Origin of the sequence: Paraburkholderia sprentiae WSM5005 (assembly GCF_001865575.2) — a bacterium.
Lineage (GTDB): Bacteria > Pseudomonadota > Gammaproteobacteria > Burkholderiales > Burkholderiaceae > Paraburkholderia > Paraburkholderia sprentiae.
The window spans coordinates 1,122,444-1,135,382 of the sequence record NZ_CP017562.2; the positions used below are offsets into that span (position 1 = coordinate 1,122,444).

General features: G+C 65.5%; 11 protein-coding genes. 8 read left to right on the plus strand and 3 right to left on the minus strand.

The window, feature by feature from the left end:
• Positions 1 to 119: 119 nt before the first annotated feature.
• Complete coding sequence (locus tag BJG93_RS21920; RefSeq protein ID WP_027196339.1) at positions 120 to 1,961, minus strand: thiamine pyrophosphate-requiring protein; 1,842 nt, start codon at positions 1,959 to 1,961, stop codon at positions 120 to 122.
• A 97-nt stretch (positions 1,962 to 2,058) separates the two neighbouring features.
• Entirely contained in the window at positions 2,059 to 2,961 is a 903-nt protein-coding gene (locus BJG93_RS21925; RefSeq protein ID WP_027196340.1) for a YihY/virulence factor BrkB family protein, read from the minus strand.
• Between the two features lie 161 nt (positions 2,962 to 3,122).
• On the opposite strand from BJG93_RS21925, the gene BJG93_RS21930 reads away from it, so the two are divergent.
• From BJG93_RS21930 to BJG93_RS21965, 8 genes are all read left to right on the plus strand, one after another.
• Positions 3,123 to 4,205 (plus strand): ligase-associated DNA damage response exonuclease, encoded by a 1,083-nt coding sequence (locus BJG93_RS21930; protein ID WP_027196341.1) that lies wholly within the window; start codon positions 3,123 to 3,125, stop codon positions 4,203 to 4,205.
• Positions 4,206 to 4,215: 10 nt separating this feature from the next.
• A complete protein-coding gene (locus BJG93_RS21935; protein ID WP_027196342.1) occupies positions 4,216 to 5,889 on the plus strand; it encodes an ATP-dependent DNA ligase in 1,674 nt (557 codons plus the stop codon).
• 379 nt (positions 5,890 to 6,268) lie between these two features.
• Positions 6,269 to 6,730 (plus strand): response regulator, encoded by a 462-nt coding sequence (locus BJG93_RS21940; protein WP_027196343.1) that lies wholly within the window; start codon positions 6,269 to 6,271, stop codon positions 6,728 to 6,730.
• A gap of 313 nt (positions 6,731 to 7,043) precedes the next feature.
• A complete protein-coding gene (locus tag BJG93_RS21945) occupies positions 7,044 to 7,910 on the plus strand; it encodes a glucose 1-dehydrogenase (RefSeq protein ID WP_027196344.1) in 867 nt (288 codons plus the stop codon).
• Between the two features lie 87 nt (positions 7,911 to 7,997).
• The gene (locus tag BJG93_RS21950; protein WP_027196345.1) at positions 7,998 to 8,312 is read left to right on the plus strand and encodes a hypothetical protein; all 315 of its coding nucleotides are present in this window, start codon (positions 7,998 to 8,000) and stop codon (positions 8,310 to 8,312) included.
• A gap of 147 nt (positions 8,313 to 8,459) precedes the next feature.
• Positions 8,460 to 9,020: a (2Fe-2S)-binding protein gene (locus BJG93_RS21955; protein ID WP_027196346.1), complete on the plus strand. Its 561-nt coding sequence runs from the start codon at positions 8,460 to 8,462 to the stop codon at positions 9,018 to 9,020.
• Entirely contained in the window at positions 9,017 to 10,024 is a 1,008-nt protein-coding gene (locus BJG93_RS21960) for an FAD binding domain-containing protein (protein ID WP_027196347.1), read from the plus strand. The genes BJG93_RS21955 and BJG93_RS21960 overlap by 4 nt, the downstream gene beginning before the upstream one ends.
• On the plus strand, positions 10,021 to 12,282 hold the full coding sequence (locus BJG93_RS21965; RefSeq protein ID WP_027196348.1) for a xanthine dehydrogenase family protein molybdopterin-binding subunit: 2,262 nt from the start codon (positions 10,021 to 10,023) through the stop codon (positions 12,280 to 12,282). Before BJG93_RS21960 ends, BJG93_RS21965 begins: the two co-directional genes overlap by 4 nt.
• 32 nt (positions 12,283 to 12,314) lie before the next feature.
• Here BJG93_RS21965 and BJG93_RS21970 read toward each other — a convergent pair whose 3' ends face one another.
• Positions 12,315 to 12,737 carry a PRC-barrel domain-containing protein gene (locus BJG93_RS21970; protein ID WP_034478362.1) on the minus strand — a complete coding sequence of 141 codons (423 nt, stop codon included), beginning with the start codon at positions 12,735 to 12,737 and terminating at the stop codon, positions 12,315 to 12,317.
• Between the last annotated feature and the right edge of the window lie 202 nt (positions 12,738 to 12,939).

Genomic DNA, 12,939 nt, shown 5'->3' on the forward strand with positions numbered 1-12,939 from the left:
CGTGATCGCCTGAGACGAATCAGGCGCAATGAGCGCGTGCATGGAGCGCGCGCCATTTTACCAGCCACGTCGTGTGTCGAAGTGTTGGCGCGCACACGCGTCGTCGAACGGCTACCGCGTCATTTGTCTTTGTCGTGATGCCCCGGCAGCACCGCACCGAGTACCTGCTTGGCCGTTTCGACGACCACGTTGCCTTCGTCGGGATCGCCCTTGAGCAAGGTCTCGGCGAACGCCTTGGCCTGCGCGAGCGTGACGTGCGGCGGCAGCGGCGGCACGTTCGGATCGGCCTTCACCTCGATCACGACCGGCCGATTCGACGCAAGCGCGTCGTCCCAGGCAGTGGCCATCTGATCGGGATTGTCGACATAGATGCCCTTCAAACCGATCATCTCCGCGAAGCGGTGATACGGCACCGACGGAATGTTCTGCGAGGCCTCGAACTTCGGATCGCCTTCCATCACACGCTGCTCCCACGTCACCTGATTCAGGTCGCCATTGTTGAGCACCATGCAGATCCAGCGCGGATCGCTCCAGCCTTGCCAGTACTTCGCGACCGTGATCAGCTCTGCCATATTGTTCATCTGCATCGCGCCGTCGCCGACGAGCGCGATCACGGGCCGCTCGGGATAGGCGAACTTCGCGGCGATCGCATACGGCACGGCGGCGCCCATCGAGGCGAGCCCACCCGACAGCGAGCACATCATGCCGCGCTGCACCTGCAGATCGCGCGCATACCAGTTCGCGACCGAGCCGGAATCGCTGGTGACGATCGCGTTCGATGGAATGCGCTTTGACAGCTCCCATACCGACAGCTGCGGATTGAGGCCGTCCTTCGCGGGTTCGTGCGCGCGTTTCTCGAGGGTTTTCCACCAGTCGGAGACCCAGCCTTCGATACGCTCGCGCCACAGACGATCCTTTTTCTCATCGATCAGCGGCAGCAGCGCGCGCAGCGTCTCGGCGCTATCGCCGACGAGGTTCACTTCCATCGGATAACGCAGGCTCAGCATGTCGGCCTTGATATCGATCTGCACGCCGCGCGCGTCGCCTTCCTTCGGCAGAAACTCCGAGTACGGGAAGCCCGAGCCGATCATCAGCAAGGTATCGCAATGGGTCATCATGTCGTAGCTCGGCTTCGTGCCGAGCAGGCCGATCGAGCCGGTCACCCACGGCAGATCGTCGGGCAGCACGGCCTTGCCGAGCAGCGCCTTCGCGACGCCGGCGCCGAGTTTCTCGGCGATGGCGATGACTTCGTCGGTCGCGTGCAGCGCGCCCGCGCCGACCAGGATCGCGACCTTGCGGCCCGCGTTCAGCACGTCGGCGGCCTGGCGCAATTGCTCGTCGCTCGGCACCACGCGCGGGCGCACGTAACCGATGCCTGAATGCAGCGTGCCATGCTTACGCCCCGGTGGCTCGTAGTCGATCTCCTGCAGATCGTTCGGCAGTATCAGCGCCGTGACCGCGCGCTCGGCCAGCGCGATACGCACCGCGCGATCGACCAGATGACGCACCTGCGCGGGCATCGTCGCAAAGCCGACGAACGAGCCGGCGACGTCCTTGAACATCGCCGGCAGGTCGAGCTCCTGCTGATAGTGTCCACCGATCGCCGCGCGCGCCTGCTGACCGGTGATCGCGAGCACCGGCATGTGATCCATGCGGGCGTCGTAGAGGCCCGTCAGCAGATGCGCAGCGCCGGGACCCGAGGTGGCGATGCACACGCCCAACTCGCCGGTGAACTTCGCATGCGCGGAGGCCATGAACGCGGCCATTTCTTCGTGACGGACCTGGATGAATTCGATCGGGCCCGGCTGATCGGTGCCCTTGCGGCGTTTTTTGGCTTCGGCTTGCGCGCGATTCAACGCGCCGAACACGCCGTTGATGCCGTCGCCCGGATAGCCGTAGATACGCCGCACGCCCCATGCATGCAGGCGCCCGATGATGAAGTCGCCGACGGTTTCAGCCATGATCCTCGCTCCTCGATAGCCAGTGGATGCCGCCGCGTGAGACGGGCGGTCGTCGTCCGTATCGGCGAGCAAGGGCTGTTCCTTGCGACTGGCTTGCTTAGCCGGTCTTGATCTCAGGCTGCGGCGCCTCCAGCGATTCGTGCCCGAAACGCTCGTATTGCGATATCACCTGCGCGCCGAACAGCAGCAGTGTCGCGAGCCATTCGAAGCTGAGCAGAATCACGATCGCCATCGTCAGCGAGCCGTAGACGACGCTGACCTGCGACAGCGTGGCGAAATACCAGACCAGCACGTGCCGCGTGATCTCCCACAACCCGCCGGCCACCACGCCACCGATCAGCGCGTGTTTGATCGACGGACGCCCGACCGGCATCACCAGATACACCGAGGTCAGCACGAAGATTTCGCCGGCGAGCCCGAACAGATACAGCACCACTCGCGAGAAGCCCTGCAACGACACATGCAGGCCGAACAGTTTGAGCCCTTCGGCGCCGATCGCGTCGAGCGCGCTCGACACGAACGTGACGATCAGCAGCCCCACGCCAAGAAACAGGATGTAGCAGTACGGCAGCAGCGCCGAGATCAGGAAGTGGCGCCGCTTCACGACGACGCGATGCACGAAGATCAGCGACATCGCGTTTTCGAGTACGGTGAACGCGAGCGAGCTGAAGAAGATCATCGTCAGCAGCAGCACCCAGCCGATCACCGCGCGATGCAGGAGGAAGTTCGACAGCTCACGCACGAGCGCGGCCGATTGCCCGGGCACGAGCCAGCGCAGCAGATGCGCGAGCGCGTCGAGCACCAGTTGCTGCGGCACCACGCGCGACAACACGATGACGATCAGGATCAGAAGCGGAACGATAGAGAGCAACGCGTAGTACGCGACCGCGCCCGCCAGCAGCAGCCCCTGGTTCGCGCGAAACGCCTTGAGCGTTTGCAGCAGGAAGCGGCCCGGATGCTTGACGACATTCAGCGCATGCTGGTCGAGCAGGATCGGCATGAGGCCTCGCGGTGCGCGCCGGGCACTGCCGGGTGGCAGCCGCTCTGTCGACACGCCTGTGTGCTTTATATACCGTTAGCAGAAACGAGGCCATGCATCGCGCGGCATGCAGTTTGCTTGGCCGCGTTCGGAGCATTGCGTTGCATGCCTGAGGACAGCCGATGGATCAGCCGCCGGGTCGGACCCACACCGCGCAGCAAGCCGACGATCTGGTGGTCGCGCGGCCGGAGGGACTGTATTGTCCGGCCGGCGACTTCTACATCGATCCGTGGCGGCCGGTCGAACGCGCGGTGATCACGCATGCGCATTCCGATCACGCGCGGGTCGGTCATCAGCACTATCTGGCGGCGCGCGCGGGCGCGAGCGTGCTGCGCTCGCGCCTGCCCGGCATCGCGCTGCACACGCTCGACTATGGCGAGCCGTTGACGATCGGCGCGGCGCGCGTGTCGCTGCATCCGGCCGGGCACGTGCTCGGCTCGGCGCAGGTGCGCATCGAATGCGCGGGCCGCGTGTGGGTCGCATCGGGTGACTACAAGCTCGAAGCCGATCCCACCTGCGCCGCGTTCGAACCGGTGCCCTGCGATACGTTCATCAGCGAATCGACGTTCGGTCTGCCGATCTATCGCTGGGACGCGCCGCAGAGCGTGTTCGATTCGATCGATTCATGGTGGCGTCACAACGCATCCGAAGGGCGCGCGTCGGTGCTGTTCTGCTATTCGTTCGGCAAGGCGCAACGCGTGCTCGCGAGCGTCGACGCGGCGATCGGACCGATCTTCTGCCACGGCGCGGTGGAGCCGCTCAATCGGGCGTATCGCGACGCGGGCGTACGTCTGCCGCCGATCGGCCTCGTCAGTGACATTGCCGCCAAAGAGAAGGCCGTATTCAAGCAGGCGCTGATCGTCGCGCCGCCGTCCGCGCAAAACAGCGCGTGGCTGAAGCGCTTTGGCGATTACAGCGATGCATTCGCGTCGGGCTGGATGCGTCTGCGCGGCGCGCGTCGCCGGCGCGGCGTGGATCGCGGCTTCGTGCTGTCCGATCACGCGGACTGGCCGGGTTTGCAAACGGCCATACGCGAGAGCGGCGCGGCGCGCGTGATCGTCACGCATGGCTCGATCGAACCGATGGTGCGCTGGCTCAACGAACAGGGCTTGCAAGCCAGTGCGTTCGAAACGCAATACGGCGACGATACCGTCGAAGCCGATGCAGCCGGCGCCGACGAAGCGCCGGCGACGAGCGAATCGTGACGGGCATCGTATGAAACGCTTCGCGGCCCTCTACACCGCGCTCGATGCCACCACGTCGACGCACGACAAGCTCGCGGCACTGACCAGTTATTTCTCGGTGGCCGAGCCCGAAGACGCCGCATGGGCGTCGTACTTCCTCGCCGGCGGCAAACCGCGGCAACTGGTGCCGACGCGTTTGCTGACCGAAATCGCGCGCGAGCGCGCCGGCTTGCCAGAGTGGCTCTTCGAGGAGTCGTATCACGCGGTGGGCGATCTGGCCGAAACCATCGCGCATATCCTGCCGCCCGCGCAGCGCAGCTCGGAGCTTGGCCTCACGCAATGGATCGAGCAGCGCATGCTGCCATTGCGCGGCCTGCCGCCCGACGAATTGCGCACGCGTTTGCTCAGTTACTGGGACGAACTCGATTGGGGCGGCCGTTTCCTGCTGACCAAGCTGATCGGTGGCGGCTTTCGCGTCGGCGTCGCGCGGCAACTGGTGGTGCGCGCGCTGGCCGAAGTGGCCGGCGTCGATCATAAGCGGATCGCGCAACGGATGGTCGGCTGGACCGATTCCCAACAGAAGCCTGACGCGGCACGTTATCTGCGTCTGATCGCGCCGCAGGCCGACGACGATACGCAAGTGCAAGCGCTTCAACACGATAGCGACCTCGGCCTGCCGTATCCCTTCTTCCTCGCGCATCCATTGCAGAGCGATCCGGCGACGCTCGGCGATCCGTCGCACTGGCTGATCGAATGGAAGTGGGACGGCATTCGCGCGCAACTCGTCAAACGTGGCGGCCGGGTATGGTTGTGGTCGCGCGGCGAGGATCTGATTACCGATCGTTTTCCTGAAGTCGCGGCTTTGGGCGAGTCCTTACCCGACGGCTACGTGATCGATGGCGAGATTCTCGCGTGGGAGCCTGGCGCGGCCGCGCCGTTGCCGTTCGCGCGGTTGCAACCGCGCATCGCTCGCAAGACGCTGACGCGCAAGATACTCGCGGATTCGCCCGCCGCGCTGCTCGCGTACGACCTGCTCGAAGCGAACGGACAGGACCTGCGCATGAGCCCGCTCGCTGAACGGCGCGCGCGGTTGGACGCGCTGGCCACTTCTCTTGATAGCACGCTCGCGCGCGGTCTGCTGCGCGTGTCGCCGCTCGTCAGTGGCGCGAACTGGAGCGCGCTCGCCGCATTGCGCGACGAGAGCCGCGCGCGGGGCGTCGAAGGATTGATGCTCAAGGAGCGCGAGTCGATGTATGGGGTGGGCCGCACCAAGGCATCGGGGACGTGGTGGAAATGGAAGATCGAGCCTTATGCGGTGGATGCGGTACTTGTGTACGCGCAGCGCGGTCATGGCCGTCGCGCGAGTCTTTACACGGACTACACCTTCGCGGTGTGGGACGAAGCCGACGGCGTGCGCACGCTGGTGCCGTTCGCGAAGGCCTATTCGGGGCTCACCGACGAAGAGATGCGCCGGGTCGATGCGATCGTGCGCAAGACCACCGTCGATAAATTCGGCCCCGTGCGCAGCGTGACGCCGACCCTCGTGTTCGAGATCGGCTTCGAAGGGATACAGGCCAGCTCGCGCCACAAGTCTGGCGTGGCCGTGCGTTTTCCGCGCATGCTGCGCTGGCGTACGGACAAACGTATCGACGACGCCGATACGCTCGCAATGCTGAAGGGCTTCATCGATGATCGTGCGGGATAACCCGCAGAGCGCAAACCCCTAACGTGTCGAGCATTATTTATCGGCGTCGTCGCTTATTCTTTGGTTAGGAGTGCATGACCGATCCGCGCCATCAAGAGCGCACGCGGCACGCATTACGTCATCCCCTCGATCCGTTGAAATACCAATACCTTTCGACGCCCCTGAACGAGGCGGACTGCACAAAGACAGAGCGCCGATCAAGATGGTGCGCCAAGCGCGCATCGCAAGCGCCGTTATCAAACGCCGCGATGAATGGGCGCGCCGACCCCCGAGCGGGAATCGCGAACACCCGGCCGTAGTCTGGCAGATGTAATGGATCGAATCTTGCGCGCGTGGCGCGAGTTGCCCTTTAGGGCGAATGGAAAAGGGCGAGAAAAGAATGACTGCGTTCAACGACAGCGTGGACAGCAGCGACGACGTGCTCGTATGGCGGCCGATTCGTTATGCGATGGCGGCGCATCGTCGCGTGCTGGTAGTCGACGATTACCGCGAAGCGGCCGACGCGCTGCAAATGCTATTGATGGCCGATGGCTTCGAATGCCGCGCGCTTGAAGATCCGTTTGCCGTGTGCGAGACCGCGCGCGAATGGCAGCCGTTTGCCGTGGTGCTCGACATCAAGATGCCGGGACTCGACGGGCTCGAACTCGCGCGCCGTCTGCGCGCGCATCCGCAGACGTCCCACATGTTGCTGGTTGCGTGTACCGCGCTTGCGTCGCGTGAGGATCGCGCACTCGCTAAGGCCGCCGGCTTCGATGCGCATTGCGCGAAACCGTTGACCCCCGAGCGCCTGCTGCGCGTGCTCGAACTGGCGGCGGCGTTGCATGCTGCGGGGCCGTCGTGAGAAAGCACGCTCGCCGCGCACGACCATCTGAATCACGCTGTTAGCGAAAACTTACTGACCGTACTGTCATTTCTGCACGGTCATCGCCAGAAAATCGCACTCGGCGCTCCGCGATTTTGCGTGTCATCCGTCTGTCATCTGTGTGCCTTCGTTCTGTCCGCTGCAGCTTCTTTAGCCATGTGCGCCCCGCGTCGCCAGGCACGCGGAGGGTTTGCCTCGCTCGCGCAGGCAGGCCCGCGCGTTGCTGAAGGACCGATGAGGCGGCGCGTTTCGTGCGCGCCGTCATGGTCATTCGCAACGAGGGAGATCCGTCATGAGCGACACCCAACGTCCGGCACCGCCGTTTCCGAAACAGCAGCAGGACCAGACGCCCGGCCGCACGACCGACATGAAGCCGCAACCGGATCACGGCGAGAAATCCTACAAAGGATCCGGGCGTCTCGCCGGCAAGGCGGCGATCGTGACCGGCGGCGACAGCGGCATTGGCCGCGCGGTCGCGATCGCGTTCGCGCGCGAAGGCGCCGATGTGCTGATCGCCTATCTCGACGAAGACGACGATGCGCGCGAGACCGCGCGCTGGGTCGAGGACGCGGGTCGCAAGGCGGTGCTGGTCGGCGGCGATATCCGCGATCGCCAGCATTGCGATGCGATCGTCGATAAGGCGATCGAGGCATTCGGCCGGCTCGACGTGGTGGTCAACAACGCCGCGTATCAGATGAGCTATCCGTCGCTCGACGCGATCACCGACGACGAATGGGACAAGACTTTCGATACCAACATCGGTGCGATGTTCAGGATCACGCGCGCGGCGGTGCGTCACATGAAGCCGGGCGGCGCGATCGTCAATACGTCGTCGATCAATGCCGATCATCCGAATCCCGGCTTGATCGCGTACGCAACCACGAAGGGCGCGATCCAGAACTTCACGGGCGGCCTCGCGCAATTGCTCGCGGAAAAAGGTATTCGCGCGAACTGCGTGGCGCCGGGGCCGATCTGGACACCGCTGATTCCGTCGACGATGCCGCCCGAGAAGGTCGAGCAGTTCGGCAAGCAGGTGCCGATGAAGCGCCCCGGTCAACCGGCGGAGCTCGCTGCCGCCTATGTGATGCTCGCGTCGGACGAGGCGAGCTACATTTCCGGTGCGACGATCGCCGTGACGGGCGGCGCGCCGATTATTTAGGTTCCCGAACGGAAGGCGGCGTCGCCGCCTGCGATCGCGTACGAGGTTCGCGCAGTGGGTGTTCATAACGTCATCAGGGAGAGTGCCATGAAGATCGATGTATCCGTCAAACTGGGCGCCGCGCTCGTTTCGGGCTGCCTCGCGCTAGGCTTTGCGCAGGGGAGCTTCGCGCAGACCGGCAACAATCCGTCGATGCAAAAGAGCAAGCCCGGCGGACAACCCGGCGCAAGCCAGGAAGAATCGCGCACGCCGGATACGACCAGCGCGAACGATGCGAACGGCAATGTCGGCGAGGCGGGGGGCGCCACCAATGGTGTCGCCGGCGGCGGCAACGGCAAGACCACCCACAAGCGCTTCAAAGGCGCGACGCCCCCGCGCGGGGGTAGTGGGGCGGGGCAATAAGCGATCCGTCGAGCGCGTCGGCCTGCCTCGCGACGCGCCGGACGCCGCGGCGGCATCGCGTTCGCGCGCTGTCGCCGCTTTGCGTTGCTGAACCTGCGCTGAGTTTGTTCGCGTCGCATTGCGCGACTTGTGTGAGGAGGAAATCCGATGGCTACGCCCGAAGCTGAAACCGCGCGCGCCGACGCGCCCGCGTCGCATGCATTGAGGTTCGAGATCAACGGCGAGACGCGGCACTTCGACGTCGAGGCATGGACCTCGTTGCTCGATCTGCTGCGCGAGCACGCGCACCTGAGCGGCACCAAGAAGGGCTGCGATCACGGCCAATGCGGCGCGTGCACGGCGGTCGTCAATGGTCAGCGGATCAATACCTGCCTCGCGCTGGCGGTCGTGTACGACGGCGCATCGATCACGACGATCGAAGGTCTCGCGAACGCCGACACATTGCATCCGCTGCAGCAGGCGTTCATCGATCACGACGCATTCCAGTGCGGCTACTGTACGCCGGGGCAAATCTGCTCGGCGCACGCGATGCTCGAAGAGGGGCATGTGCGCTGCGCGGCCGACGTGCGCGAGCAGATGAGCGGCAATCTGTGCCGCTGCGGCGCATATACGAACATCGTCGCGGCGATTCTCGAGGTGGCGCACCTGGCCGACGCGGACGACGCGCCAGTCATCCCGCTCGCGCATCGACCCGGAGCGCGGCCATGAACCGCTTCTCGTACACGCGCGCCGATGCGGTGCAGGATGCACTGGAACGGCATGGTTCGGACCGGGCCGCCGTGTTCATCGCGGGCGGCACGAATCTGGTCGACCTGATGCGCGAAGACGTGGCCCGGCCTGCTTTGCTGGTCGACATCAACCGTTTGCCGCTCAGGCAGATCGAAGCGTCGGAGCGCGGTGGCCTGAAGATCGGTGCGCTCGTCACCAACAGCGCGCTCGCGTATGACCAGACCGTCGCGACACGCTATCCGCTGCTCGCCAAAGCGATCCTCGCGGGCGCGTCGCCGCAGATTCGCAACGTCGCCACGGTCGGCGGCAATCTGCTGCAACGCACTCGCTGCTACTACTTCTATGACGTGGGCACGCCGTGCAATAAGCGCGAACCCGGCAGCGGCTGCCCGGCGCTGCAGGGCGTGAACCGCATTCACGCGATCCTCGGTGCAAGCGAGCACTGCATCGCCGTGCATCCGTCCGATATGTGCGTCGCGCTGGCGGCGCTCGGCGCCACCGTGCATCTAATCGGCAACGACGGCGCACGCACGCTGCCGTTCGCCGATTTGCACCGGCTGCCCGGCGACACGCCGCACATCGACACCAACTTGCGCGCCGACGAACTCGTGAGCGCGGTCGAACTGCCGCCGCAAGGCTTTGCCGCGCATCACGCGTACGTCAAAGTGCGCGACCGCGCATCGTATGCGTTCGCGCTGGTGTCGGCCGCGGTCGGTGTCGAGCTGGACGAGGATTCACGGATCGTTGACGCCCGTTGCGCGCTCGGTGGCGTCGCGCACAAGCCGTGGCGCGATCCCGCCGCCGAAACCGCGCTGCGCGGCGAGACGCTGAACGCGCGAACCCTGCGCGATTTCGCGGCGGCGCTGCTGCGCGATGCGCACGGTCGGCGCGATAACGCGTTCAAGATCGAACTCGCGGCGCGCGTGATCCTGCGCGCCTTCGCCGAGGCCACACAACGTTCGTTCGAGGAGGCCGCGCGATGAACCGTGCCGAAACCCTGCCGTCGACAGGTAGCCCGAAGCCTGCCACCGGTGAACCGCATCCGCGCGTCGACGGACCCGCGAAAGTGACGGGCGCCGCACAATATGCCGCCGAATTCTTCGCCGAGGGGCTCGTGTATGGCGTCGTCGTATCGAGCACGATCGCCAGCGGGACGATCGCGTCGATCGATACGTCGGCCGCCGAGGCGCTGCCCGGCGTGCTGCTCGTACTCACGCATCGCAAGCGCCCGGCGCTGCCGTCGGACGTCGATGCGTTCAAGGACATGATCGCACCCGGCGGCACGCCGTTCAGACCGCTGTGGGACGAGCGCGTGTGGTACAGCGGGCAGCCGGTCGCGCTGGTGGTCGCGCGCTCGCTCGAACTCGCGCGCTACGCGGCGGCGCTGGTACGGGTGCGCTACGAGGCAAGTTCACATCAGACCGATATCGAAGCCGCGTTGATGAGCGCGGTGCCGCCTTCGACCGAGAAGGGCGGCTTCGATCCGCCGCCTCCCGCGCGCGGCGACGCACGCAAGTCGTTGGCCGATGCGAAGGTGCGCGTGGACGCGTTCTACACGACACCCGTGGAATATCACAATCCGATGGAAATGCATGGCTGCACCGTGGTGCCCGACGCGCAAGGACGCTTGACCGTCTATGAAAAGACTCAGGGCGTCGTCAATACGAAAGGCTATCTGACACGCGTGTTCGGTCTGCGAGACGACGAAGTGCAGGTGGTGTCGCCGTTCGTCGGCGGCGCATTCGGCTCCGGCTTGCGGCCGCAATATCATCTGGCGCTCGCGGTGATGGCCGCGCGCGAACTCAGGAAACCCGTGCGCGTCACGCTGACCCGGCAGCAGATGTTCACGTTCGCGCATCGTCCGCAAACGGTGCAGCGCGTCGCGCTTGGCGCGGCGGCGGATGGCCGCCTGCAGGCGGTCATCCATGAGGCGGTCGCGGAAACCTCGCGCTACGAGGACTACTGCGACGTGGTGGTCAACTGGGCGGGGCAGCTGTATCGCTGCGAGAACGTGTCGATGGGCTACAAGGTCGCGAAGCTCGACGTGCCGACGCCGGCCGACATGCGCGCGCCCGGCGCGACACAAGGGCTCTTTCCGCTCGAAGTCGCCATGGACGAGCTCGCCCAGGCATTGCGGATGGATCCGCTCGAATTGCGGCTCGTCAACTATGCGGAGCGCGACGCGAACAAGAACCTGCCGTATTCGAGCAAGGCGCTGCGCGACTGTTATCGCGAAGGCGCGGCCCGCTTCGGCTGGCAGCGGCGGCCGCTCGAAGCGCGCGCGCGGCGCGAAGGCAACGAGTTGATCGGCTGGGGCATGGCGACCGGTGTGTGGGACGCGATGCAGAACGAAGCGGCCGCACGCGCGGTGTTGACGCGCGATGGCCGAGTCAAGGTGTCGAGCTCGACCGCCGACATCGGCACCGGCACCTACACCGCGATGACGCAGATCGCCGCCGACGCCCTCGGCGTGCCGCTCGGAGAGGTCTGCTTCGAACTTGGCGATACGCGGTTGCCGAAAGCGCCGATCGAGGGCGGGTCGTGGACGGTGTCGTCGGTGGGCAGCGCGGTCGATGCCGCCTGCACGCGCCTGCACAACCGTCTGGTCGAAGTGGCGCGCGAACATGGCGGCGCGCGCTTTGCGTCGGTGCCGCGCGAAGACGTGCGGCGCGAACGCGACCGGCTGGTATGCGGCCCGCACGCGGACGACTCGATCGCGATTGCGACGCTGTTGGAACGCGCGGGTATCGACGAGCTCGAAGAACAGGCGAGCGTGAAGCCGCACGAAAAGCAGCAGGCGTATTCGATGGGCACGCATTCGGCGGTGTTCGCCGAAGTGCGCGTCGACGAAGCGCTCGGCACCGTGCGCGTGACGCGCGTGCTCAGCGCGGTCGCGGCGGGGCGCATCGTCAATCCGAAGACGGCGGCCAATCAGATCGCGGGCGGCGTGGTGTGGGGCATCAGCATGGCGCTGCACGAGCACGGCCAGTTTGATCACGCGCTCGGGCGGCAGATGAATCACAACCTGGCCGAATATCACATGCCCGTGAATGCCGACATTCACGCGATCGATGTGCTGTTCGTCGACGAGCGCGACGACATCGTCAATCCGCTCGGCGTCAAGGGCGTCGGCGAAATCGGCGTGGTGGGCGTCGCCGCGGCGGTCTGCAACGCGATCTGGCATGCGACCGGCAAACGCATCCGCGATTTGCCGATTACGCCCGACAAGTTGCTCGGCTGACGAGGTGCTGGACCGCGCCCGCGTGGCTGCGCTCAATCCGCGTACTTGAACTCCGGCAACGCCTCGAGCGATTTTTTCGTCGCCTCGGGCAGCACGATGCGCCGGTTGTCGATCTGCAGATCGTTGAACGGCACGGCGACGAGATGCTTGCCCATACCGAGAAAGCCGCCGACCGACAGGATCGCGTACGTGGCGCGCTCGGTGCCCGGCGAGACGATCAGATCGTCGAGCGTGCCGATGCTGTCCTTGTTGCGGTTGTACACCTCCGCGCCCGATAGCTTCGACGCGCGATAGCCGCTCGCGAGCTGCACGACGTCGATGCGTTTTTCGGTGATCGCCTGCGGCGCGCCTTGCGCGAACGCGCTGCCGCACGTCCCTAACGCGGAGCTCAGCGTAATGACGGCGACAAGCGATGCGGAAGCGGCCAGCGGTTCGATCTGCAGGTTGCACATCATCTGTGTTCTCCCTATCTGCGTGCGTCAGCCGTTGCGCTGCAAATGCCGTGCCGCGGCTTTGACGTGAAGGCAAGGGCGCCGGGCGGGCCCGTAAGTTGCTTGATGAACCCGCTTGCCGCGTTGCGCGCTGTGCAATGTCCGGCGCGCGCGGCTCCAATGCGTACACTGGACAATGCGCTACACGCAGACGCGAACCGGCAGT

Bases quoted from the DNA above. Each gene is read 5' to 3' on its own strand.
- BJG93_RS21970 (WP_034478362.1), bottom strand. From the start codon at position 12,737: ATGATGTGCAACCTGCAGATCGAACCGCTGGCCGCTTCCGCATCGCTT.
- BJG93_RS21920 (WP_027196339.1), bottom strand. From the start codon at position 1,961: ATGGCTGAAACCGTCGGCGACTTCATCATCGGGCGCCTGCATGCATGG.
- BJG93_RS21925 (WP_027196340.1), bottom strand. From the start codon at position 2,961: ATGCCGATCCTGCTCGACCAGCATGCGCTGAATGTCGTCAAGCATCCG.
- BJG93_RS21955 (WP_027196346.1), top strand. From the start codon at position 8,460: ATGGCTACGCCCGAAGCTGAAACCGCGCGCGCCGACGCGCCCGCGTCG.
- BJG93_RS21960 (WP_027196347.1), top strand. From the start codon at position 9,017: ATGAACCGCTTCTCGTACACGCGCGCCGATGCGGTGCAGGATGCACTG.
- BJG93_RS21930 (WP_027196341.1), top strand. From the start codon at position 3,123: ATGGATCAGCCGCCGGGTCGGACCCACACCGCGCAGCAAGCCGACGAT.
- BJG93_RS21940 (WP_027196343.1), top strand. From the start codon at position 6,269: ATGACTGCGTTCAACGACAGCGTGGACAGCAGCGACGACGTGCTCGTA.
- BJG93_RS21935 (WP_027196342.1), top strand. From the start codon at position 4,216: ATGAAACGCTTCGCGGCCCTCTACACCGCGCTCGATGCCACCACGTCG.
- BJG93_RS21965 (WP_027196348.1), top strand. From the start codon at position 10,021: ATGAACCGTGCCGAAACCCTGCCGTCGACAGGTAGCCCGAAGCCTGCC.
- BJG93_RS21950 (WP_027196345.1), top strand. From the start codon at position 7,998: ATGAAGATCGATGTATCCGTCAAACTGGGCGCCGCGCTCGTTTCGGGC.
- BJG93_RS21945 (WP_027196344.1), top strand. From the start codon at position 7,044: ATGAGCGACACCCAACGTCCGGCACCGCCGTTTCCGAAACAGCAGCAG.